Raw genomic sequence first — 22,444 nt, 5'->3', positions numbered from 1 at the left:
CCACCTTTTTATCTTTTTTGCCAAGCCCCCGTTTTCTCCCTCAGCTTCTTCGTTCCGATCTCGTAAATGATCCGCACCAGCACGTTGGTCAGTACGATCAAGACAGACATGGCGGCAGCGGGAGCAACATCGCCCGCGTCATCCATGTTGACAATCGAGACGGAGGCCAGCTTGAAATCGGCTGAGTAGAGAAAGACGACGGCAGAAATCGTAACCATGGAGTTGATGAAGTAGTAGACGGCGTTTTCCAAGATAGCAGGCAGGGACATGGGAACCGTCACCCGCCAGAAGGTGACGTAGAACGGAACACCCATCGACTCGGAGGCAAGCTCAAATTCCTTGTCCAGTTTTTTCAGCGCCGTCGTGGCGGAAATAAACGGCACCGCGTAAAAGTGAATCACGTTCGCCAAAATCAGGATGACGATGGAGCCGTACATCCAGTTAAGCGGATTGTCGGGATGGTTGAAGAAAAAGATGTAGGCAAGACCGATGACCAGCCCGGGCAAAGCAAGCGGCAAGATGGACAGGAAGTAGCCGACCTGCCGCATTCCTTTCATGAAGCGCGTCTTTTCGATCAGGTACGCATTGATGAAGGTGACGACCGTCCCTGCCACCGCGCTGTAAAAGGCAACGAGCACACTGTTCCAGAACGGCTGCATCCCTTCCCCGGCTACCTTGGAAAAGTCGTAGTGCGTGACCGTCATCGTCAGGTCGTACGGCCAAACCTTGACGAGCGAGGCAAGAATCACCGTGATGAGCATCAGAAAAATCGTCGCGGTAATCAGCGAGCAATAGACGAAAAACGCGTTGTCGCGTCCGCGCTGCGGCACGATTTTGTACGGCGTGGACTTCGCATTTACGGACGAGTTTTGCTTCCGCTCCACGATCCGGTCCACGATGAAGGCGAGAATCGCCGGAAGAATCAAAATAATTCCGACCGTAGCCCCCATGGTCGTATTTTGTTGACCGATCACTTGCTTGTAGATGTCTGTCGCCAAAACGTTGAATTGTCCGCCGACCACTTTTGGCGCCCCGAAATCGGTAAAGCTGAGCGTAAAGCAGACGAAAATCGCGCTGACCAGACCGTATTTCACGTTGGGGAGCGTCACGGTCAAAAACTTGCACAGCTTGCTTGCCCCCATCGTCTCCGCCGCTTCGTACAGGTTGTAGTCGGCAAAAGCAAGCGACACCGCGAGGATCAAATACGCCTGCGGGAAGGTGTAGAACAACTCGGACAAAATGATCCCGAGCGGCCCGTACAGCTCCACCTCAAATCCGGGAAAGACTCCGAAAAACCCGGTCGTAATGATTCCCTGATTCCCGAACAAATACGTCAGGGCAATCCCGTGCATCATCGTCGGCGCAAACAGCGGCAGCAATGCCACATAACGGAAAAATACTTTCCCTCTCATATTCGTCCGCGTCAGGGCAAAGGCGTACAAAAAGGCGAGCGTAACAGACAGGATCGTGGTGACGCCGGAAACGTACATCGTATTGACAAAAGACTGCACCAAGGCCGGAGTCTCAAAATATTTGATAAAGTTGGCCAGACCGATGTACTCGCCTGTTTCATTGATGAACGCTTTGCTGAACAAATCGCCAAGCGGCATCAACACGGTGATGAACAGAACGAGGACGATACATGCAATCAACAGCCGCTGCAGCCACTCATCCCGGCCCATTTTTTGTCTGACGGTTCGCGTGCTCATGTCAATCACTCCCCGTCTTCTTCGCCACCGCCGCCTGGTCAAACGAGATCAGATTTTCCAGCGGCAGCTCAAACGCTACCTGCTTGTCGCGCCTAAGTCCAAGGCGATGCGTCTGGGATACGGGCAAATCAATCGTCACCAGCTGCGGATGCAGTCCCTTTTGCTGATTGATCAACTGCATCGTCACACGGTAAAAGGAACCGCGAAACTCCATGTCGGAGACGACCGCTCTCAGGCTGTAGTCGGCTGGCGGCTCCATCAGGTTAATGTTTTCCGGCCGAATCGCAAACAGCCGATCTTGCCCGAGCGCACTGCCGCTGACGACGGATTCCTCCAAAAAATTGATCGCGCCCACAAAGTCCGCCACAAACGGGCTGTTCGGTTTTTCGTAGATTTCCTGCGGCGTGCCTACCTGAACGATCTCCGCGTTGTTCATCACTACAATCCGGTCAGCCATCGTCAGCGCCTCGTCCTGATCGTGCGTCACCATGATGGTCGTGATCCCGATCTTTTCGTGCAGGCTTCTCAGCTCGCGGCGCAGCTTCAACCGCACCTTCGCATCGAGAGCGGACAACGGCTCATCCAGAAGCAAAAAGTCGGGGGACAAGGCAATCGCGCGAGCCAGGGCGACACGCTGCTGTTGTCCGCCAGAGAGCTGGGACGGGTATTTGTCGCGGATGTGCTCCAGATCGATCAGCGCCAAAACTTCTCGAACCTTCGCATCCACCTCTTTTTTAGACATTTTTTTCGCCTGGAGGCCATATGCGATGTTCTGTCCCGCCGTCAAATTCGGAAACAGGGCGTACGATTGGAACATCATCCCGAAGTTGCGCTTTGCCGGCGGCAACGTGGTAATGTCCCGATCATTGACGAGAATTTTTCCGCCCGTTGGCTGTTCCAATCCCGCCAGTATGCGCAGCAAAGTCGTTTTCCCGCAGCCGCTTGGGCCGAGCAAGCAAATAAATTCGTTCTTTTGGATGTCAATATCGATCGATGTGAGAGCTACAAACTTGCCAAACGTCTTTCGGATGCCTTGGATGCTCAAATATGGCTTTGTCATACGCTCCTCCTTTCGCCTGTTGTCGGAAATGGGCTGTTGCATGTACGCCTTCATCAGCTTTTCGGCTCGCTCTTGGTGCTGTATCGTTTGTTCCATTCTTCCAAAATCGCCGGACGCGCTTTTGCCGTCTCGTTCAGGTCGTTGTGGATCAGTTGGGATAGCGGATCTTTCGTGTAGCCCTCCGGCAGTGTCGTGCTTGCGTTGTTGACCGTGATGATCGCGAAGTTTTTGTTGTACTCTTTCATCGCCTCATCGGAGATCGCCCAATCCAAAAACAGCTTCGCTTCCGGTTTGATCTCGGCTTTTTTCACGAGTGCATTGGCTTCTACGTCCCAGCCTGCCCCCTCTGGCGGAAAGACGATTTCCAGCGGTGCGCCCTTCTTCTTCTCGGTAATCCCCCGGTAGCCAAACGAGATGCCGATCGGATACTCTCCCGCCGCTGCCATCTTCGCAGGCTTGGAGCCGGAGTGCGTGTACAGCGCGATGTTGTCGTGCAGCTTATCCATATAGCCCCACGCTTCTTTGTCTCCGTACAGCTCGATCCAGGCGGCAACCGTGAAAAATCCGGTTCCTGACGACGCAGGGTTTGGCATGACGATCAGCCCTTTGTATTCAGGCTTGGTCAAATCAGCGTATGATTTCGGGATGGGCAGATTGCGCTTCTCCAGCTCTTTTGTGTTGACGACAAAAGCGGTTTCAAATGCATCGATGCCTACCCAATGGGCGGGGTCTTTGGAATCTTTGAACTCCGGCGAAATGCGCTCGATTCCTTTTGGCGTATAACCTTCCAGCACGCCTTGAAACTCTGCGCCCAAAAGCTCTGTCGCCGCGGTTCCCCAGACGACGTCGGCTTTCGGATTGTCTTTTTCCGCAATCAGCTTGGCGACGATGACACCAGTAGAGTCTCTGACGATGTTCAACTTGATTTCAGGGTGTGCGCGATTGAAGGCTTCCACATACGCTTTCAGCTGGTCATCCTCCAGAGCGGTATAGACAGTCAGCTCCGCTGAACCTGACTTTGCCCCTGTCGAACCTCCGGATTGTCCACATCCTGCCAGCAAAGCAGCCGCTAGAATCCCCACTACCATAGAGCCAATCCACTTTTTCATCCTGAATCCTCCCCTTTGTTTCTGATCCATGCTCCCCTTCCAAGCTGCCTGACGGTAAAGACAAGACTAATTCCATGTGTGATTAGTTTGTTTTCCCGTTTTTTAGTTGTTTTTGTTTTTATTATATATGTAATGTTCTTAAAATTTCAAATATTTTTTGAAAAAGAAAAATCGAGCCAAAAAGCCCGATTTTGCGCGATTCTTTTATATGCATCCCTGCCTGCTCTGCTTGTCTACAAGGAAACTAGCGTCCTTTTTCGTTGCTCAAAGGTTGCGATATGTTGGTATCCTGACTGTTTCAGTGTATTTCTTGCCTGTTCCAGATAGCTGCCCAGGTGGTCGGGAAAGTGCGAATCGGACGAAGTCGTAATCGGCACGTCATGCTCTCGCAAAATGCGCAAAAAGCTTTCGCTTGGGCACATTTCCTTTACCGGATAGCGATAGTACAGCCCTGTGTTGATCTCCGTTGCGACATCGTGCTGTTTCAAAAGCCCGGCGATCCGCCTGTAGAGCGGAACAAGCTCGGCTTCTGGCGGCCGATGACCGAACACTTTCAAGTTGTCCAAATGCGCCACGATGTCAAAAAGTCCGCTGGCTACCGCCTGCCCGACCACCGCAAACGTCTCCTCGTACAAATCAAGCAAAGACATCGCAAGGAAGCGCTCCTGCGTCTGCGGGTTGTCGAAGCCCCAGCCGCTGGCAAAATGAATCGAGCCAATCACATGATCCCACGGATAGTTGGCAACGAGCGGAGCGAGCACCTCTTCTCCCCCGGAAAAATAGTCGGCCTCGATGCCAAGGCGCAGAGCGATCCCGTCCTCCGCCCAGACTGGTTGCTGGGAGAGAATAAACGAGACAAACTCGTCGATCGAGGTAGTGCACACCTGATCGAGCCACTCGCGCTGCAATCGGCCCAGCTCGTCATCTGCGAGATGCATGTGCTGTTCGAAGTACGGCTTGAACTCTCGAAAACGATACAGGTGATCGACCACGCCGACTTCCTGCAAGCCGAGCTGCTTGGCCCGCACGCGATACAAATCCAGCCACTCGCGGGAAAACTCGCCTTGCGCGACTCTTTTGCCCATTCTCGCTGCCATTTCCTCCATCCAGGCAAGCGAATGTCTGGGAGAGTCCGGCTGCTGAAAAAATAGCAACGCTTCTGCTGTGCGGGTGAGCCACCTCAAAGAATACGGCCCTTCTTCCAGATGGACGTGATAATCGACTTTCATTTGGCTTCCTCCCCGGGAACTTTGCGTCTCGAACTGCTCCAAGCTTGCCACGCAAGCTGCTGCTGGCGCTTTGGTGAAAGTTCCGACTTTGTTGTTTTTGTTTGTTTTTATTTTGAAAAGTAGTTTTTTTGTGCTTTTTCATTGATTTTCTTTATTATAAAATCTGCCCCGCTGCCATACAATTGTTTTCGCGTAAAATGCTGGGCAAACAAAAAACCGGAAAGCTCCCATGGCGTTCCGGTTGCGTTGCTACGTTTTCGGGTCATCCCACATCTCCTGCGTCATGGCGACAAACGCCTGAATCGCTGCTTCCTGATTGCGTTCCTTCAAATAGATCAAAGACGTGCGCAGTTTTTTGGCAAAACGGTGGAGAACGACCAGCTTGCCAGCCGCAATTTCTTCTTCGACAATCGCCTCGCCCAATACACAGCACCCGGTCTGGCTCAGAGCGGCTTGCTTGATCCCTGCTTCGCTGCCGAACTCGATAATCGTAGTCGGCTTGAAGTCGATTTCGGCATACAGATTGCCGCCGATCTTTTCGACCATCCCGTCTTTGAGGAACGGAACGGTGTGGAGCAGCGTTTGCTTATCGCGCCCTGCAAGCAGTTCAGGCGCTGCCAGCAGCACAAAATCTTCCTCTCCGATCGGGACGACTTCCAGATCGGGGTTGAGGCAGTCGCCCGCTATAATTCCCACATCCGCCTGATGGGCACAAACCAGCTTCGTCGTCTCCACACTGTTGCAGGAGATCATTTGCAAGCGAACTTGCGGGTAGTCTTTCAAGTAGCGCCCAATAATGCCGGGCATGTAACGCGTACAGTAAAACTCCGGGCTGGAGACGACCAGCGGGCCATACGGGATATCCAGCTTCCGCAAGTCGTCATCCAGCTCCCCCATGACGGCGAGCAGACGATCCGCATGATGCTTCAGCAGCTTTCCCGCGGGCGTGAGGTAGTTTTGCCTGCCCACCCGTGTGAACAACGGTCGGCCGATCTCTTTTTCCAGTGCCTTGATTTGCAGCGTGATTCCTGGTTGACTGTACCCGAGCTGCTCAGCCGCTTTCGTCAGATTCAACTGCTCGGCTGCCACCTGGAACGTTCGGAGGTGACGCAATTCCATCTGTCCAACACACTTTCTTGAAAAAGATTTCCCTCATCGTACCACAGCGCCGCTCTCCTGTCTTTTGGAACGAATCGACCAGTCAGCACTCAGCAGGTGATTCGGTAAGGAAGCTGCGGGTGCGACTGAAAATGTCTTGGCTGACCTGGATCGCTTGCCGCCTCCACCGAGATCGGATGAATGGAAGCTCCCCTGTCTGTCGGGAACCATGGACGGCTTTCTTTGACAAGCACGAGAACCCCATCCTGGTCGCCGTAGAAACGAAAAGTGGTTGATTCCGGCTCGAATGCATTCGGAATGGGTATTGATTGTAAAAAAGCTGTGTACGTCGGAACATCAGGTACAGGCATCCCGATTTCCTGGATCGACAGCCAGCTAGTTTTCGCTTCGCTCGGAAAAGCCAGCATTTCCAGGATGTTGCCCTCAGGGTCCAAAAAGTAGAGCTGTTTGCCTTTCCATGTGTAGGACTGCATGATCTCTTGCCCGTCTTTGCCGCGCAAAACAAGCCCGCGCTGCTGGATCACTTTGGCTAAAGCGTCAAAGGCCGTCTCGGCAATCCCGCAGGCAAAGTGGTAAAACGGCTTTTCCGCTACCTGTTCAAAAACGAGCAGAGCGTCGCCCACCCGTACAGAAAAGGAGTGCTCCGAACGCTCGGAAAGCGGCATTTGCAAGACGCTTGTATAAAAGGCCAGCATCTCTTCCAGCATGGTTGTCGTTAGCGTGACTTTTTGCCATTTCACTGTCAGCTCACTTCCTTTCCCTTCCATATTAGCATGCCGGATAAAAGCCACGGCAAGCATTAGAAAACTTGGCTGCACTTGTACTGAATAAGCATCTTATACATTCTTATCTGTATAAAAAAGCAAGCTATCCAAACGAGAATAGCTTGCCTTGCCGCATATGTGCTTTGTCGCCTCAGGCGAATCGCTTCACCAAGTTCAGGAACAGGTCGATGGCCGTCCCGATTTCTTCTTCATCAATGTCGAACTCGGGATGATGATGGGGAAAAGCGCTCTTTGCGCCGCCCATTCCGACCAGCAAATACGCACTCGGCTTGCTCAGCGCGTAAAACGCAAAATCTTCCGCCCCCATAACTGGCTCTACTTTCGTCGCCACTTCGTCTCCATACACTTCGCGAATCACTTTTTCCGCAAACAAACCGAGATTTTTATCATTGATGAGCGGCGGTGTTCCCAAAATGTAGTCGACTTCTCCCGCTCCCCCGAACGTCAGGCACATTCCTTCTACCAGCTTTTTCATTTCCCGGAAAATGTACTGCCTCGTCTCTTCGGAAAACGTGCGAATCGTGCCTGTGATCACCGCTTCATTCGGGATGATGTTGTAGTTCGATCCAGCGGTCACTTGTCCGACTGAAATGACAGCAGGTTCTACCGGATTGATTTTCCGGCTGACAATCGATTGCAGACCAATCAACAAATGCCCTGCGATATACGTCGGATCGACTGTTTCGTGCGGGGATGAGCCGTGCCCGCCTTGCCCCTTGATCGTGATGCGAAAATCATCGGAGGAAGCGAGCATCGCGCCATGCGAATAACCGAGCTTCCCTTTTGGCAGAGCTGACATCAAATGCAGGCCAAATACGGCATCCGCCGACTCGATCGCGCCTTGCTCAACCAAGGCCTTTGCCCCGCTCGGAGACATCTCCTCTGACGATTGGAACAAGAAAAGAATATTCGCCTTGACCGCGTCCCGGTTTTCCGCCATCCACTTTGCTACAGCAAGCAAAATAGCCGTGTGTCCGTCATGTCCGCAAACGTGCGCCACTCCAGGCACTGTCGACAAATACGGCTTGTCTCCTTCCTCGTCAATCGGCAATGCGTCAATATCGGCACGCAGAGCAATCGTCTTGTGCCCATCTGTCCCTTTCAAATAGCCGACCAGATTCGGCGGCTGAAAATCGAGAATCTCGATGCCCAGTTCTTCCAACACGCCCCGGATATAGGCGCAAGTCTGATACTCTTCCCCAGACAGCTCAGGATAAGCATGCAAATGGCGTCTGTGAGCGACAGCCCACTCGGTAAGATTTGTTTCCACAATTGTCCGCATATGTTTCACTCCTCCTTAAAATGGTCCATAGCCAATCGCGTGCGCCAATATGACGGCGACGACTGCAATGCCGTATTGCATGAGCAAAAGCGGGAACAGCCATCTGATCCAGCTCAAGTAAGAAATGCCCGCCATCCCGACTCCCGCTACTGCAATGCCAGGAATCACGATATTGGAAATGCCGTCTCCGAACTGGAAAGCCAGCACAGCGGTCTGACGAGTGATGCCTACCAACTCGGACAACGGAGTCATGATCGGCATGGTGAGAGCAGCCATTCCGCTTCCCGATGGGATAATAAAGCTCAAAACTGTTTGGAAACCCAGCATACCAACAGCTGTCAAGGAAGGCGGCAGGTCCTGGATGACCGCTGCCGAATAGTACAGGATCGTGTCCATGATCTGCCCGTCGTTCAGCACGACGACAATCGCTCTCGCCACGCCGATAATCATCGCCCCCGCGAGCAAGGACGATGCACCTTTCATGAAAGCGTCCACCATTTCATTGGCGCTCAGACGGCCAATCAATCCGACGATGACCCCGAGCAGGATGAACAAGCCGGCAATTTCCGTGATGTACCAGCCAAACTCGATCACGCCTACGGCAATCGTGACGAGATTGAGCAAAAAGCAAGCCAGGATCAGCTTGTGGCGCTGCTCAAAAACCACATTTCCGCCAAACATGTCGCGGACACTCTCACGGTTGTAGAAACCGTAAATGCCAAGCTCCGGATTCTTTTTCACTTTCATCGCGTGGCGGTAGACAAAAATAACTGCCACCACATACATGACCACAAACACTCCGATGCGAAAGCCGATCCCCGAAAAAGGCGGCAGCTCGGCAATTCCTTGCGCGATCCCGATCGTAAACGGATTCATGATAGCGGAAGTAAAACCTACCGAAGCCCCCACCAGCACAATGGCAGCACCTGTCATCGCATCGAATCCGAGCGCCACACAGAGCGGAACCAAAATGGCGATGTACGGCAGCGTCTCTTCAAACATCCCGATCAACGAGCCACCTGCGGCAAAAAACAGCATCATCGATGGGATCAGCCATTTTTCCTTGTTGCCAAGCTTTTTCGTCAAGGAATAAATGAACGCCTCCATCGCCCCTGTCGCACTGAGAATGCCGTACGAACCGCCGATAATCAGCACGAAAAACATGATGCTGGCGGAATCAACCATTCCGGTATGAATGCTGTTCAAAAAGCCCATGAAGCCAATCGGCGATGATGCGGTGTACTGAAAAGAATCCGCCTGAACGACGCTGCGTCCATTCACGTCGATTCGGGCATATTCGCCTGCGGGGATCAAGTAGGTAAAAAGAACACAGACAGCCAAAATTCCTAGCAACAGCACGAATACATTGATTTCCGTCAATCTGCTTAACGCTTTTTGCTTCAAGACAGCTCGCCCCCCTTGCCCTCTCTTTGTCTCTTGCCATGGTGTATTCGTTTTCATAGTAGCACCATTTGAAATAATGAAAAAATTACAAAGTCATATGTATGGCATTTCAAATCATTATGGAAGGAGACGGGGCGAGAGTGAATGAAGTGCTTGGGTGGCGCTTTGCAGATTGCTTCATCGGTACTTTTGAAGCGGGTTTCAAGGAAAGTGTCAAAGGCAAGTACATAAAAGCTGGCTTGGGTAGCGCTTTGCAGTTTACGTCATCGATACTTTAGATGTGGCGAGGAAAGAGACGAATCGCTGTAGCTTCTTGGGATACCCCCTGTGGGTCTAGACTGCACGGCTCCGGGGAAAAAGCGAAACCGCGTCAAAAGCAGCGGACTCAGAGAAGCGAACGCACGTTGACGCTTAACACCGTGTTTCGCTTTTTCCTCGGAACCTCGGTCGGTATCCCAAAGAGCTTTCGCGGATTTCGTCTCTTTCCTCGTCAGGAGCTGGTTGTGGTCGGCGCGAGTTTCAAGGAAAAATGCCAATGCAAAAAGCTTGCTTGGGCTGACATTTTGTAGTCTGCGTCACCGATACTTTAGGCGGTGGTGATCGAGGGTTTCAAAAAAGCACAGAAACATGAGTAAGAGTCTTCTTCAAGACGGTCGCTTCCTGCAACCCGTTCATGAAAAAACTTACTCAATTTCTGCTCTGGATTTTCCGCCCTTGAGCAACCTCCAAAAAACAATCTCCGACTAAAGCTTACCGTCGGCCGAGGAAACAGGAGAAACAAGCGAAAGGGCTTTGGGACTCTTACCGAGGCGCAGGCGAAAAAGGAAAACACGCCTTTAAGCGGCAACGTGCGTTCGCTTCTTCGATCTCGCTGCTTTTGACGCGGTTTTCCTTTTTCGCCGGAGACGGGCAGTCCACGCTTCCCCGCGAGAGTCCCACGTCCCTACAGCGGTTTCTCCTGTTTCCTCCCCCCACCACAGCCGCGATCAACAGGCCAAACCTGTTAAATCTCCTTATCTAGCAAAAAAACCTCCTTGGCACACAACACAAGAAGGTCTCATCATGGCGAAAATTCACAGGAAACGGGACGAGAAAGGAGAGTACGGTGTTCGCGGTTGTCCAGCCGTATAGAACGAGTAATCGAGCAGGCGAATAGCCGTCTGGCGATTGGTTCAGTCTCTCATAGTTTTTGTAGGTATGCTCTGTCATACATTTCTATGAGCAGCATGCACTGCTCACAGGGGTCCTTGTCTCGCACAAAGATAAGCGTTTGTCCGCGATTTCCTGTGGCTGAGCTGTACTCAGCTTACAAAACATAGCCCCAAGCTTTCTACGTTTTCTAAGCTAAGCACATGAACCATGCGCCTAGTCTTCCAAATCAATGTACTTCTCGGCTTGCGGAAACTCCAGAAAAATTTTGTGGCACTCGTCTTCGATCAGCTGGGACAGACGTTTGACCTTACGTTCGAGCTGCAACCCGTTCTCGCGCGCTTTTTCGATATCGTACATGGCGCGGGTAATGGTCTGTTCGCCGCCGTTGTAAAACCTGCCTGTATTCAGCTCTTCTTTTTTCATCGAGCCGTATCTTTTGAGCGAAGCCGCTTCCTTGCGCATATGCTTGGCGGTTTGCATCGCGGTAAACAAGCTGATCTCCTGCTTGTTCCACAAAATATGATGCGCGAGGTTGGCCCCGTGAATCAGCTCGTCAATCTGGCGAAAGTCTTCGCGGGCTTCCTCCAGTTCTTCCGTGATCAGCGTAAACGACCGGGACGGCTCCTCGGCTTTGTCGCCTTTTATATAGACACAGAAAGCGTTATTTTCACGTTCCTGATCCAACTCCGTAACTTTGTGGGCAATATCTGAACGCAACGGAACGAGGGCAGCAAGAGACAATTTTGCCATTCACAACCTTCCTTTCTCACGGGAAAATCTGTACAAGTGTAAAGACGGCCCAAGATATGGAAAGTTACGCTATCCAGCAAAATTTTCTGATGCTGCGAGCAGGCGCACAGCATTTTGTTGCACGCCATGCGCTCCGCTCAAACGCTTTTCGACTGATTGAATTTCTTTTGATAGTAGCGCGAAAAACCGATGATACAGGGAACGAGTACGATTGTCGGCATGAACCAGACAAGCGGGTGAACCGAGCTAAGCCCCAACAGACGTGGTGCGCCAAATACGGTAAAAGCCGTAATCGTCGCAATACAGCAGCCGAGCATCCCGCCCAAGTGCTCGAACCACCAGTGAAGCTTGCGCCCCGGCGCGCGCAGCCAGTACCAAAGCTGCGAAGCACCGAGGAAAATCCCGATGAACGGAAACCAGGTCAAGAGCGTAAAACCGATGGACGCTCCATACAGGCTCATGGCGCCTCCCGAAAGCAGCAGCAGGGCAGGAAACAGCAAGTCGATCGCGTGACGGTGCGCAGCCTTGCGATTTTTGTAGCGGAGCACGCGAATCCCGTACCAGGCCGTTGCTGAGCTCAGTATGGCGATAAAAATGAGGAACCAGGCAAAAGCAACCGACTCTCCTGTTTTTTGCGGATCAAAGCCAATTCGCCAAATGCCCATGACCAAAGCCGAGATCGCTACCGCTCCCATCGCCCAGACATACACCCAGCCCGAGCGCACATGTGCCTTTCCGCCTTTTTTTGTGACGACAGGAATCCAGAACACAAGCAAAGCGGTAAATCCGGCGATGATATGGAGCACTTTGAAGATCGAAAAAATGAGCATGGCACAACTCCCCCCTGCTAGTTTTTTGTCAGCGTTTGATGCATGATTTGATGCACTTCATCGACGGACAATCCTTTGGCTTCCGGTGCGATTTGCGTCTTCATCCTGATACCGTACGTGATCATCGTAAAAAGAATGGCGATCTTCTCGGCATCGAGGCTTTCCGGGATCACTCCGGCTTTTTGCCCCACCTCGATCCATTCCTTTGAGGTTTGTATGCTCTCCGCATGCAGTCGGGAAAGCATGTCGCCAATGACTGGATCTTCCCGTTTGCTCAGCAAGTAAATCAGGATCAGGTTCGTCACATCGCGCGGGTCGTGGACATGACTCAAGCTCTGCGAAATAGTCCCCAACGCTTCCGCCAATTCCCCTCCCCCTTCCCTCACAGTCTGGTAAAACCGCTGGCTGATCGCAGCAAATCGCCTCTGTAGCAGCAAGCCCAAAAGCTCATCCTTGCTTTTTACGTAATGGTAAATAGCTCCTTTGGACAATCCCGAACGCTTCATGATGTCCTGCAACGTCGTTTGCTGGCATCCTTTTTCCAGAATCAATTCCTCCGTGGCTGTAAGCAGCAATTGAAAGCTCGGATTTTGATGGATCGATGACATAGTCTCCTCCTGTGAACATGAATGATGGAAGTCCATTTCCTTTCTTTTACTATACAAACCGCCGGTCGGTTTGTCAACTGAATCAAGAAAAGCGGACTCCTGTCGTCCGCCTGGCCTTTCGCTATTCGCCGATTTGTTTATAGTAAATCACCGTGTCGTGCAGTTCTCCGTCCGCCGATTTTGCATACTGGGGAATGCGCCCGGCTTCCTTGTAGCCCATCGCCTGATACAACTGGTTCGACGGATCGCCCGCCCGCGTATCCAATACGAGCAGGCTGCGGTTCTCCGCCATCGCCCGCGCCTCTGCGAGCAGCATCAGCGTGCGGCCAATTCCTTGGCGCTGTGCCGAAGGATGCACCATCAGCTTGACGATCTCGGCCCGGTGCAGTCCGTTCGGCCGATCCGACAACTGAAGCTGGATCGTTCCGACGATGCCCGTTTCCTTTTCTGCTACCCAGACAACAACCTGTTCGCGCGGGACCAAAGTCCAATACTTGTACGCTTCTTCCTCCGTCAAAGGCGGCAAAAACCCGATGGAAGCCCCGTCCGCCACGACGTCCACCAACAACCGGGCCAATTCGCGCAGCTCCGCTTCCGAAGGCTGGATCACTTCTCGATACGACAATCCTGGCGTCATGCTTTGAACCCTCCGTTTCATGAGGTATCTTGCAGGTTCCTCTCCACTCCATCATAGCGGACGAACGGAGAAAAGTCAGTGAACAAATCACATTTTATGTAAGAAAATCTAACACGCATTAAAACTGTTATTCACTACGGACGATACCCGTACATGCTAAAGATAAACAGCAGACACATATACACAACAGCTGCCGGGATGAGGGAAAGCGCAACGAGCAGCTTTTTCTTCGTTCCCGAAACGGCCATGAACCAAAGGAAGTAGTTGTACACCAGCAGCAGCAAGAAAGGAACAAAGAAAAAGCCCGTCATGAACCCGACCCATTCCGAATTGGTGTCCCAAAACTGTTTCGGAACCGGCAGCGCATGATACTCCTGGTAAATCTCTTCTTTTCGCGCAATAAATACATATGACAAAACCGCGTAATAGACGATCACAGCGAGCTTGCTCCAGCCATTCATTCTTTTCGTCGCCCACGTCAGCATAAAAATGATGCCCAAGATGAACCATAAGCCCATATATTCCATGTTGATCCCTCCTAGAAGGGATTATATTTTTTCGTTGTCTATGAAATAAGTACCAACTTTTTTTGGTACCTCCCCACGCTTCGTCAGCAAGAGTCGACAAAATTTGGAATCCTTCCTATAATAGACTTGTCTAAAAAAATGCTGTCTTTTCGTAGGAGATGGTCATGATTACATACGCGATTTCGTTTGTACTGTCGTTCGCTATCGTCATGGTGCTGATTCCACCGCTGGCCAAACTGGCATTTCGCCTTGATTTTGTGGACAAGCCCCGGAAAGACGTCGAGCGCAAGATTCACCGCGAGCCGATTCCGCTCACGGCCAGCTATGCCATCTTTGTCGGGTTCGCCGCATCTTTTCTGTTGTTTTCCAAAGAGTCGCCGGAACAGACTGTCGCCGTATTGATCGGCTCGCTGCTCCTTCTTACCATCGGCACCATCGACGATTGGTACAAAACCCAGGGCAAAGATTTCTCAGCCCTGCCCAAACTGATCGTCCAACTGTCGGCCGCTGTGATTGTGTACATGTCGGGGATCACCTTCTCCGGGTTCTACAATCCGCTTAGCGGCGAGTACATTTTGTTGCCGGAATGGCTTCAATTCGTTCTCACGATCCTCTGGATATTCGGAGTAACTACTGTCATCAACTTTTCGGACGGAATGGACGGCCTCGCAGGAGGACTTTCCGCCATTTCTGCCGGCACCCTGTTTGTTGTGGCTCTCGTCAAAGGCCAGAACACTTCCGCAATCATGGCGATCAGCCTGGTCGGAGTCGCTCTCGCCTACCTTCGCTACAACAAGCCGCCCGCGAAAATTTTCATGGGGGATGCAGGGGCGACTTTTCTCGGGTTCATCCTCGCCGTGATTGCGCTGGATGGAGCGTTCAAGCAGGCAACCGTCCTGTCCTTGTTCATCCCGATTTTGGCGCTGGGCGTCCCGATCTTCGACAATTTGTTTGTCGTGATGAAACGCTTCATGCAAGGCAAGCCGATCTACCAGGCTGATGCGAGCCAGGTTCATTACCGCCTGTTGCGTACGGGACTCAATCCGAAGCAGGTCGTGGCTTTCCTTTGCCTGATCAGCGTCTGTTTCTCGCTCACCTCGATCATCTTGCTGTTGCTTGGAGTCTAACGCAAGCGCATAAAAAATGCCGCTCCGGTCGCTATCAATCGTGACCGTGCGGCTTTTTTATTGGCAAAAATGGTTTCAGGACAACGGACGTCTTGCCGTCAGCATCGTCTGGCAAGTCTGAAAGCCTGTCCGTTCATACAAGGCAATCGCCGGCTTGTTGTGCGTTCCGGTCAGCAAATACGGCTGCAATCCTCTTTCCAGCGTCCGGTTTACAAAAAATGCGGCAAGCTGTTTGCCGTAGCCTTTTCCTTGATGCAGCGGATCGACAAACACATCGTAAGCCTCGCCGTGCGGGGTGACGATCAGCGAACCGACGAACGCTCCCGCTTCGTCATAAAACATGTGAATATCGTCTTTCATCTCCGTCAGCAGCCACTTTTTCCACGACTCCATCGTTTGCTCGGAGCAATCTGTCAAGCGGTACGGCTTCAGGTCGATGCCTTTGCGCACTTCGTAGTAGGCATCACTCTGGGACTGGATGTAGCGCTCCAGATCACCCTCGGCAAAAGGCTTGATCGCAAGCGTCGGCTCAGCGAGCATGCCGCCGCTGTATTGCATCAGATGCTGTCCCCACAAAGGCACAAAGCCTCTCCCGGCAAAAAACGCTTCCGCTTCCCCTTCGTCGACACGATAAGTAGCGGCTACAGCCGTCATCCTTTTCTCCTGCTGTTCCAACTGCCGAAAAAGCTGGTCGAACAGACTGGAACCGATCCCTTGGTTTCGCCACTCAGGGCGCGTATAGACATAAATTTCAGCCGTTCCTTCTTCACCAAAGGAAGTGACATCATACATGCCGCAGGCAACAATCTCCCCTTGCTGTTCGTACAGGAACACGGTAGCGGACTTCAAAATCGCGGCAATCTCCAGCGCGCGCCATTGCACCCCGCGTTGCAGCATCGCCACAACCGCTTTCATGTCGCCATCGTGCATGTCTCGAATCATGTTCTCTTCTCCCTCTATTGCGCACAGTCTGCTTGCTAGTGATTCGGTGCCCCCGTCGTTTCGGTTGCTTGCTCCAACTGTTTTTTATGCTGCAAGCATGCCTGGCACCTTCTGCTTTTCCTGCCGAAAGCCGTGTAGTATTTCTGCTTTTTGCAGGAGCGGCACGTCATGTACAGCGGGCTGGACAAATTATAGTTCTCTTCGGGCGTGTTTTGCGACAGGTGAACCGTCTTGTTGTACTTGATCAACAGGTGAGCTGTATGTATCGCATCAACCAGCGCGGAATGCAGCCTTCCTTCCTGGACAATTCCGGCACAATCGATCGCATCCTTGAGACTCATCTGCTTGCGGTCGGCGAGCAGCATGCTGATCGCGGGCTGAATATCGTTGTAATTGCGCATCCAGCTGAAATCCAGCCCAAAGCGGGCGCAATGCTCGATCATCAGCCGCTTGTCATCCTGGCCCCACGAGCACAGGTAGTAGTCCGAATCGGTTCCAATCCACTCCAAAAAGGAATGGAAGCCTTTGCGAAACGGAATAAACGTCGGCATGTTTTCCTTGTCCAAACCGACGAACTTGCGGGTGCGCTCCGAAATTCTGCGCTCGATGGCCGGAAACGTATAGCTCTGGAAGGTGTCTACCTCCACGCCGTTTGGTCCGGGAACAATTTTTGCCGCTCCGATCTCGATGATTTCCGGAATCTTGTCTTTTTGATGAGTCAGTGTCGTTTCCAGGTCATATACAATGATTTGCAAGCGTGATCACATCCTGAATGTATTGCTTCTATTATGAACGCTTATGGGTATGGATTGCAAAAACATCGGCAAAAGATTTGCTTTTTTTATGGAGGAATGGTCTCGAAGCGGTGACTGACCACAAAGAAAAATGGCTGCCGGAAATGGCAACCATCAGATCGTTTTTCGCAGCCAGGCCAGGAACGCCCAGCGTCTTTCCGTCCGGCGCTTGTAGGAGGGCAGCCCCCGGTAGACTTCTACAGCTTCCTGAAAGGACGCTTTCGCCTTGTCTTTTTGCTGCAATTCGCCGTACACCACGCCAAGTTTGAAGTATACCTCGCACGATGACATGTTCATCTTCGCCAGCTCGCCCAAATATTCCAGCGCTTTTTCCTGTTGTTTGCGCTTCGCATATTCTTCCCCGACGATGAGGTATGGCTCTCCGTACCGGACGCGCGGATTCAGTTGCAAAGCCTTGCCGATCAGCTCCAGTCCTTCTTCCATCCGTCCGACCTTGAGCAAGCAAATTCCTTTGTCGCACAAATATTCAGCCGAATCTTGCATCGCGATAGAAATACCGTCCAGATAGGTCAAAGCTTCTGTGTACTGCCGTTTTTCCATGAGCAGCCGGGCAGCCTCAAGCTTGGCAGGCGTATCGTGCGGATTTAGCCTAAGCTGGCTGTTCAGGGCGGACAGTCGCCTCCAGCGCCGATACGGCTTCGTGATGTCAGGCAGCAGCCGGACAAAGCGCAAATCGAGAAAGTACAGGACGAGCAAAATGACGAGCAGCGCGATAAACGGATTACCTGTCAGCCACCATAAAAATGAGAACAAGAACAATTTCCCCAAAAGCTTCCCCTCAATCCTCTATTTTTTTCCTTTTTTACTATATGAGTCTAGCAAGTCTATTGTCAAATATTGTTACAGGGACAAAAAGGTTACTACTACAAGGGGTTGTTATCGCGAAAATTATAGGTTACTATATCTGTGGTAACTTCATTCTTTTATCCAAAAGGAGGTTTGCTCGTCACCGTGAACATGAAAGTATACATTCTGGCCATCGCTGCCTTTGTTGTCGGTACGGTAGAGTTGATCATTGGCGGCATTTTGGACATCATCGCGGAGGATTTGCAAGTCTCCATCAGCACAGCCGGCTGGCTGATTACGATGTTTTCCATTATTTTCGCGCTATCTGCTCCGATTCTTTTGACCGTGACGGCGAAAGCCGAGCGGAAGTCTTTGTACGTCTGGGCGCTAGTTGTGTTTTTGCTCGGCAACGTGATCTCTTTCCTCAGTCCTACTTATTTCGTTTTGATGCTTGGGCGGATTTTTTCCGCAGCGAGCGGCTCGTTGATCATCGTCCTGTCCATCACCATCGCTTCTTCCATTGTCAAAGAAGCGTACCGGGCCAGAGCGATCGGCGTCATTTTCATGGGAGTCAGCGGCTCGCTCGTCCTCGGAGTTCCGCTTGGTCTTGTCATCGGCAATTCGTTTGGCTGGCGCGCTCCGTTCCTGCTCATCTCGGTTTTGACGCTCGCTGCCATCGTCGGCATTTACGCCTTTTTGCCCAAAATTCCGGCAAGACCCACGATTCCGCTGAAAGAACAGCTCGCGACGCTGAAAAGACCGAAGATCATCAGCGCTCAACTGACATCCGTCTTGATGCTGACCGGGCATTTGACCCTGTACGCTTACTTCACTCCGTTTTTAAAAACGGCTTTGCAGCTTTCCTCGGGCTGGGTGAGCATCGTCTACTTCATTTTCGGCATCTCAGCCGTATTCGGCGGCGGGATTGGCGGCTGGGCAGCAGACAAGCTTGGCTCGACGAAAAGCATTCTCGTCATCATCGCTTCGTTTGCCATCGTGATGTTTCTCATTCCGGCCGTCACGTTTTCGCTCTACCTGTTCCTGGTCGTGATGATTGCCTGGAGCATGCTGAGCTGGGCGATTACACCAGCCCAGCAAAACTACCTGATCGAAACCGCGCCGGAGTCGTACGAAATCCAGCAAAGCCTGAACACTTCCGCCCTGCACATCGGCATCGCGCTCGGCTCGGCTGTCGGCGGCTTCGTGATTGAGCATTACTCCGTCGTGGACACGGCTTGGGTAGGCGGCATCTTCGTGCTTCTGGCCTTTGTCTGCGCTGTTTTTTCCGTCACAAGACCTGCTTCCGCCAAAAGGCTCGGTCAATCTATTCCCGTTTAACCCATTCAAGGAGGTGAACGCCGCTGTGTGAGGAACGAGAACGAAAGTAGTCCATGCTCTCGCTCGCCCACACAACGGCCTTATCATGAGCACACATATTCAAGCCAAACCAGGTGAAATCGCAGAAAGCATCCTGTTGCCAGGCGATCCGCTGCGCGCCAAATACATCGCGGAAACGTTTCTCGGCGATGTGACCTGCTACAATCAAGTTCGCGGCATGCTCGGCTTTACTGGCACGTACCGCGGAAAACGAGTATCTGTCCAAGGCACAGGCATGGGCGTCCCGTCGATTTCGATTTACGTCAACGAACTGATCCGCGATTACGGCGTGAAAAATTTGATTCGCGTCGGCACATGCGGCGGCATTCAGAAAGATGTCAACGTCCGTGACGTGATCATCGCCATGACAGCGTGCACCGATTCGAACATGAATCGCCTGACGTTCCCTGGTTTTGACTACGCGCCATGCGCCAACTTCGACTTGCTGAAAAAGGCGTACGATGCCGGAGTCGCCAAAGGGTTGTCTGTACGGGTCGGCAACGTGCTGACAGCCGACGTGTTTTATCGGGAAAGCATGGAGCCGGTGAAAAAGCTCGGCGATTACGGCGTGCTGGCTGTGGAAATGGAAACGACCGCGCTTTATACGCTCGCTTCGAAATACGGCGTCAACGGCCTGTCGATCCTGACCGTCAGCGATCACATTTTCACTGGCGAGGAAACGACTGCCGAAGAACGGCAAACGACGTTCAACGACATGATCGTCATGGCACTGGAAGCGATCGCAAGCGAATCGTAAACATACAAAAAGGGATCGGCCCGCTTCGGCTAATCCCTTTTTTCTATTTATCCTTCTTGACGCAGCACGATCGAAGCCAAAATCATCCCCGCAATGACTGGCTCCCCGCTCTCGACTTCAATCGCCTCTACGCTGCCCGTGACCGGAGAGAGAATGTCCATTCGCCTGCTCCCCTCTGCCAATGTGAACAGCAATTCCCCCTCCTGCACCGAATCGCTCAATCGAAAAAAGATTCGCTCAATGGTTCCGGCAAACGGCGATACCACGTCATACTTTAAACCCAATCGGCTCACCTCGACTTATCTTTTCTTGGATTTCCTGATACTTGCGACTGATCGTGGACTGGCTGACGCCAAGCACTTTGGCAGCCATGGAGGTCGTCTTGAACTCATCCATCGCCATCTTGATCAGCTGCTCCTCCATCGCTCTCGTCGCTTCCTTCAACGGCATGATTTTGGTCAGACGCTGGCGCAAATACTGCTTCTTTTTCGTTTTCAAAAGCGGTGTGATATGGTGCGCCTCAATCAAATCCTCGTCTGCGGTGACCACAATCCGTTCGATGATGTTTTGCAGTTCGCGCACGTTGCCCGGCCAGGAATACGATTCGAGCAAGTCGAGAGCGTCCTGGGACAATTGCGTGGAGCGCGCGTATTTTTCATTGAACGTCTGCAAAAAGTGCAAACTGATCAGCGGGATGTCTTCCGGTCGATCCCGCAGCGGCGGAATGACGACAGGGATGACGTTCAGCCGATAGTACAAGTCTTCGCGGAACGTGCCTTCCTCGACCATTTTTTCGAGATTTTTGTTGGTCGCGGCAATGATTTGCACGTCGACCTCGACGATCTCGGAGCCGCCTACGGGAATAATTTCCCGCTCCTGGAGCACGCGCAGCAGCTTGACCTGCAAATTCAGCGGCATTTCGCCGATCTCGTCGAGGAACAGCACGCCTTTGTGCGCCATCCGGAAGTACCCCGGCTTCCCGTTCGAGTTTGCACCTGTGAATGCGCCCTTTTCGTAGCCGAACAACTCACTTTCCAACAGCGTCTCCGGGATTGCCCCGCAGTTGACTTTGACGAACGGTTGGCTGTAGCGCGGTCCCAGCTCGTAAATCGTGCGGGCAAACACTTCTTTGCCGACGCCTGATTCCCCGGTGAGCAGCACCGTAGAGGACGTGTTGGCGATCTTGTGGATGTATTTCATCACTTTTTCCATCGGTTCGCTGGCGTAGATCAGCTGGCGGTTTTTCGCGTACTGCTTCTGGTCGCGCAAATGCTCCAGCTCTTTTTTGTACTTTTCCGATATTTTTTTGACTTGCAGCAGCTCTTCCTTCAACATGACTGTCTCCGTCACGTCGCGCAAAGCGATGACGATCCGCTCCAGCTTTCCGTTGTCAGCGAAAATCGGGTTGCCGACAGCCAGCACGTTTTTGCCCGAGCGGCTTTCCTGTGTGACAGACACCTTGCGCTTGCGCTCCATCACCATGCGGACAATCGCCGAGAAAAACAAGCCCTCCTGTTCCAGCTCCATCAGATTGATGCCGAGCAGCTGCTCCTTGTTGATTTCCCAAAAGTCTTCGATCAGGTTGCCGCTGTAGCGCAGCAGCACGCCTTTTTCATCGAGGACGAGAATTTCGTCGTAGATCGAGGAGAGAATCCCTTGCAAGTCGGTGTTGAGGTTTTTGACGTACTCCATTTCCATCGCCATTCGCTCGATAAAAGGCAAATCTTGCAGGACGATCGTCGCTCCGGTCACCGTGCCATCGTGGCTGTGGATCGGGCAAAAGTCGGCGAGCACGCCGATTCGTTCGTTGACGATGATGTAATTGAGCACCTTTTCCCCGTTTTCAATCACTCGCTGAAAAACGCCCGGGTCCAGCAATTCGCCTACCCGTTGCTGTCGCAACTCTTCTGGCGTTACGCGAACCATCCGCAACACTTCGGAGCTGAAGTTTTCGATCTGCCCCTTTTTGTCCACGATCAAAATGCCCATCGGAATCGAGTTGAGCAAAGATCGCATCCAATCCGGGTGGCCGGACTGATTGGTCAAAATGTAGTACAAGACATCCTCGCGGCGCAAATAGCCTTCGTCTTGCCCCGCCGGGTCGCGGACGACCACGACTTCCTCCCCAAACACCTTGAAGTAGTCGGGTATGCTGATTCCTTGCTGATAATAGGCGAGGTTGGTCTGGTACGGAAGCTCCCGAACGGGCTTGTCCATCCAGCCCGGCTCGGTCAAGAGCGGCAGCATATCCGTATTTCGTATATAAGCAACATACTTGTTTTCGCTTTTGGGATCGGTAACAAACACATAACGCTCGTTGAACCGAGTCATGATGTCCCACACTTCATTCGCAGAAGATTCAAACGATACTGGATACGTTTTTCGTACAAAACAATTGGAAACCATAGGTCCTCCCAATATAGCTTGGCATGTGACTAC

Annotated in this window: 22 protein-coding genes; 4 read left to right on the top strand and 18 right to left on the bottom strand. The window is 52.2% G+C overall.

Annotated elements, in window-relative coordinates:
- Positions 1-8: 8 nt before the first annotated feature.
- The 8 genes from EDM60_RS15035 to EDM60_RS15000 all read right to left on the bottom strand — a co-directional run bounded on the left by EDM60_RS15035 (position 9) and on the right by EDM60_RS15000 (position 9,754).
- Entirely contained in the window at positions 9-1,709 is a 1,701-nt protein-coding gene (locus EDM60_RS15035; protein ID WP_122964696.1) for a putative 2-aminoethylphosphonate ABC transporter permease subunit, read from the bottom strand.
- Position 1,710: 1 nt separating this feature from the next.
- Positions 1,711-2,769, bottom strand: coding sequence for a putative 2-aminoethylphosphonate ABC transporter ATP-binding protein (locus EDM60_RS15030; RefSeq protein ID WP_122964695.1), 1,059 nt, complete (start codon positions 2,767-2,769; stop codon positions 1,711-1,713).
- A gap of 53 nt (positions 2,770-2,822) precedes the next feature.
- Positions 2,823-3,878 carry a putative 2-aminoethylphosphonate ABC transporter substrate-binding protein gene (locus EDM60_RS15025; RefSeq protein WP_122964694.1) on the bottom strand — a complete coding sequence of 352 codons (1,056 nt, stop codon included), beginning with the start codon at positions 3,876-3,878 and terminating at the stop codon, positions 2,823-2,825.
- Positions 3,879-4,111: 233 nt separating this feature from the next.
- The gene (locus EDM60_RS15020; protein WP_122964693.1) at positions 4,112-5,107 is read right to left on the bottom strand and encodes a histidinol phosphate phosphatase domain-containing protein; all 996 of its coding nucleotides are present in this window, start codon (positions 5,105-5,107) and stop codon (positions 4,112-4,114) included.
- A 249-nt stretch (positions 5,108-5,356) separates the two neighbouring features.
- A complete protein-coding gene (locus tag EDM60_RS15015) occupies positions 5,357-6,226 on the bottom strand; it encodes a LysR family transcriptional regulator (protein ID WP_122964692.1) in 870 nt (289 codons plus the stop codon).
- Positions 6,227-6,315: 89 nt separating this feature from the next.
- On the bottom strand, positions 6,316-6,966 hold the full coding sequence (locus EDM60_RS15010) for a VOC family protein (protein WP_122964756.1): 651 nt from the start codon (positions 6,964-6,966) through the stop codon (positions 6,316-6,318).
- 175 nt (positions 6,967-7,141) lie between these two features.
- Entirely contained in the window at positions 7,142-8,293 is a 1,152-nt protein-coding gene (locus EDM60_RS15005) for a M20 metallopeptidase family protein (RefSeq protein WP_122964691.1), read from the bottom strand.
- Positions 8,294-8,308: 15 nt separating this feature from the next.
- On the bottom strand, positions 8,309-9,754 hold the full coding sequence (locus EDM60_RS15000) for a YfcC family protein (RefSeq protein ID WP_122964690.1): 1,446 nt from the start codon (positions 9,752-9,754) through the stop codon (positions 8,309-8,311).
- An 83-nt stretch (positions 9,755-9,837) separates the two neighbouring features.
- On the opposite strand from EDM60_RS15000, the gene EDM60_RS28655 reads away from it, so the two are divergent.
- A complete protein-coding gene (locus EDM60_RS28655) occupies positions 9,838-9,975 on the top strand; it encodes a hypothetical protein (RefSeq protein ID WP_167470307.1) in 138 nt (45 codons plus the stop codon).
- A gap of 1,087 nt (positions 9,976-11,062) precedes the next feature.
- On the opposite strand, the gene EDM60_RS14995 is transcribed toward EDM60_RS28655, so the two are convergent.
- From EDM60_RS14995 to EDM60_RS14975, 5 genes are all read right to left on the bottom strand, one after another.
- Positions 11,063-11,599, bottom strand: coding sequence for a hypothetical protein (locus EDM60_RS14995; RefSeq protein WP_063230010.1), 537 nt, complete (start codon positions 11,597-11,599; stop codon positions 11,063-11,065).
- A gap of 137 nt (positions 11,600-11,736) precedes the next feature.
- On the bottom strand, positions 11,737-12,429 hold the full coding sequence (locus EDM60_RS14990; RefSeq protein WP_063230009.1) for a DUF2306 domain-containing protein: 693 nt from the start codon (positions 12,427-12,429) through the stop codon (positions 11,737-11,739).
- A 17-nt stretch (positions 12,430-12,446) separates the two neighbouring features.
- The gene (locus tag EDM60_RS14985; protein ID WP_122964689.1) at positions 12,447-13,037 is read right to left on the bottom strand and encodes a TetR/AcrR family transcriptional regulator; all 591 of its coding nucleotides are present in this window, start codon (positions 13,035-13,037) and stop codon (positions 12,447-12,449) included.
- A 121-nt stretch (positions 13,038-13,158) separates the two neighbouring features.
- A complete protein-coding gene (locus EDM60_RS14980) occupies positions 13,159-13,674 on the bottom strand; it encodes a GNAT family N-acetyltransferase (RefSeq protein WP_122964688.1) in 516 nt (171 codons plus the stop codon).
- Positions 13,675-13,808: 134 nt separating this feature from the next.
- On the bottom strand, positions 13,809-14,201 hold the full coding sequence (locus EDM60_RS14975; protein ID WP_122964687.1) for a hypothetical protein: 393 nt from the start codon (positions 14,199-14,201) through the stop codon (positions 13,809-13,811).
- Between the two features lie 158 nt (positions 14,202-14,359).
- Between EDM60_RS14975 and EDM60_RS14970 the strand changes: the two genes are divergently transcribed.
- Complete coding sequence (locus EDM60_RS14970) at positions 14,360-15,328, top strand: MraY family glycosyltransferase (RefSeq protein WP_122964686.1); 969 nt, start codon at positions 14,360-14,362, stop codon at positions 15,326-15,328.
- Between the two features lie 75 nt (positions 15,329-15,403).
- Here EDM60_RS14970 and EDM60_RS14965 read toward each other — a convergent pair whose 3' ends face one another.
- From EDM60_RS14965 to EDM60_RS14955, 3 genes are all read right to left on the bottom strand, one after another.
- Positions 15,404-16,270, bottom strand: a complete 867-nt coding sequence (locus tag EDM60_RS14965; RefSeq protein WP_122964685.1) for a GNAT family N-acetyltransferase — start codon at positions 16,268-16,270, stop codon at positions 15,404-15,406.
- A 35-nt stretch (positions 16,271-16,305) separates the two neighbouring features.
- Entirely contained in the window at positions 16,306-17,025 is a 720-nt protein-coding gene (locus tag EDM60_RS14960) for a 3'-5' exonuclease (protein ID WP_122964684.1), read from the bottom strand.
- 153 nt (positions 17,026-17,178) lie between these two features.
- A complete protein-coding gene (locus EDM60_RS14955; RefSeq protein WP_122964683.1) occupies positions 17,179-17,853 on the bottom strand; it encodes a tetratricopeptide repeat protein in 675 nt (224 codons plus the stop codon).
- 183 nt (positions 17,854-18,036) lie between these two features.
- Between EDM60_RS14955 and EDM60_RS14950 the strand changes: the two genes are divergently transcribed.
- Complete coding sequence (locus EDM60_RS14950) at positions 18,037-19,209, top strand: MFS transporter (protein ID WP_122964682.1); 1,173 nt, start codon at positions 18,037-18,039, stop codon at positions 19,207-19,209.
- Positions 19,210-19,294: 85 nt separating this feature from the next.
- Entirely contained in the window at positions 19,295-20,005 is a 711-nt protein-coding gene (gene deoD / locus EDM60_RS14945; RefSeq protein WP_122964681.1) for a purine-nucleoside phosphorylase, read from the top strand.
- A 47-nt stretch (positions 20,006-20,052) separates the two neighbouring features.
- Here deoD and EDM60_RS14940 read toward each other — a convergent pair whose 3' ends face one another.
- A complete protein-coding gene (locus EDM60_RS14940; RefSeq protein WP_122964680.1) occupies positions 20,053-20,289 on the bottom strand; it encodes a hypothetical protein in 237 nt (78 codons plus the stop codon).
- Positions 20,273-22,411 carry a sigma 54-interacting transcriptional regulator gene (locus tag EDM60_RS14935; protein WP_122964679.1) on the bottom strand — a complete coding sequence of 713 codons (2,139 nt, stop codon included), beginning with the start codon at positions 22,409-22,411 and terminating at the stop codon, positions 20,273-20,275. Before EDM60_RS14935 ends, EDM60_RS14940 begins: the two co-directional genes overlap by 17 nt.
- Positions 22,412-22,444 lie beyond the last annotated feature (33 nt).

This window comes from Brevibacillus parabrevis (genome assembly GCF_003710905.1).
Taxonomy (GTDB): domain Bacteria; phylum Bacillota; class Bacilli; order Brevibacillales; family Brevibacillaceae; genus Brevibacillus; species Brevibacillus parabrevis.
Note: the sequence above shows the minus strand (reverse complement) of the source record. Positions and strands in the feature narration are given on the sequence as shown.

Bases quoted from the DNA above. Each gene is read 5' to 3' on its own strand.
- EDM60_RS15035 (WP_122964696.1), bottom strand. From the start codon at position 1,709: ATGAGCACGCGAACCGTCAGACAAAAAATGGGCCGGGATGAGTGGCTG.
- EDM60_RS15020 (WP_122964693.1), bottom strand. From the start codon at position 5,107: ATGAAAGTCGATTATCACGTCCATCTGGAAGAAGGGCCGTATTCTTTG.
- EDM60_RS14995 (WP_063230010.1), bottom strand. From the start codon at position 11,599: ATGGCAAAATTGTCTCTTGCTGCCCTCGTTCCGTTGCGTTCAGATATT.
- EDM60_RS14975 (WP_122964687.1), bottom strand. From the start codon at position 14,201: ATGGAATATATGGGCTTATGGTTCATCTTGGGCATCATTTTTATGCTG.
- EDM60_RS15030 (WP_122964695.1), bottom strand. From the start codon at position 2,769: ATGACAAAGCCATATTTGAGCATCCAAGGCATCCGAAAGACGTTTGGC.
- EDM60_RS14935 (WP_122964679.1), bottom strand. From the start codon at position 22,411: ATGGTTTCCAATTGTTTTGTACGAAAAACGTATCCAGTATCGTTTGAA.
- EDM60_RS14990 (WP_063230009.1), bottom strand. From the start codon at position 12,429: ATGCTCATTTTTTCGATCTTCAAAGTGCTCCATATCATCGCCGGATTT.
- EDM60_RS14980 (WP_122964688.1), bottom strand. From the start codon at position 13,674: ATGACGCCAGGATTGTCGTATCGAGAAGTGATCCAGCCTTCGGAAGCG.
- deoD (WP_122964681.1), top strand. From the start codon at position 19,295: ATGAGCACACATATTCAAGCCAAACCAGGTGAAATCGCAGAAAGCATC.
- EDM60_RS15015 (WP_122964692.1), bottom strand. From the start codon at position 6,226: ATGGAATTGCGTCACCTCCGAACGTTCCAGGTGGCAGCCGAGCAGTTG.
- EDM60_RS14970 (WP_122964686.1), top strand. From the start codon at position 14,360: ATGGTCATGATTACATACGCGATTTCGTTTGTACTGTCGTTCGCTATC.
- EDM60_RS15025 (WP_122964694.1), bottom strand. From the start codon at position 3,878: ATGAAAAAGTGGATTGGCTCTATGGTAGTGGGGATTCTAGCGGCTGCT.
- EDM60_RS14985 (WP_122964689.1), bottom strand. From the start codon at position 13,037: ATGTCATCGATCCATCAAAATCCGAGCTTTCAATTGCTGCTTACAGCC.
- EDM60_RS15005 (WP_122964691.1), bottom strand. From the start codon at position 8,293: ATGCGGACAATTGTGGAAACAAATCTTACCGAGTGGGCTGTCGCTCAC.
- EDM60_RS14965 (WP_122964685.1), bottom strand. From the start codon at position 16,270: ATGATTCGAGACATGCACGATGGCGACATGAAAGCGGTTGTGGCGATG.
- EDM60_RS15000 (WP_122964690.1), bottom strand. From the start codon at position 9,754: ATGAAAACGAATACACCATGGCAAGAGACAAAGAGAGGGCAAGGGGGG.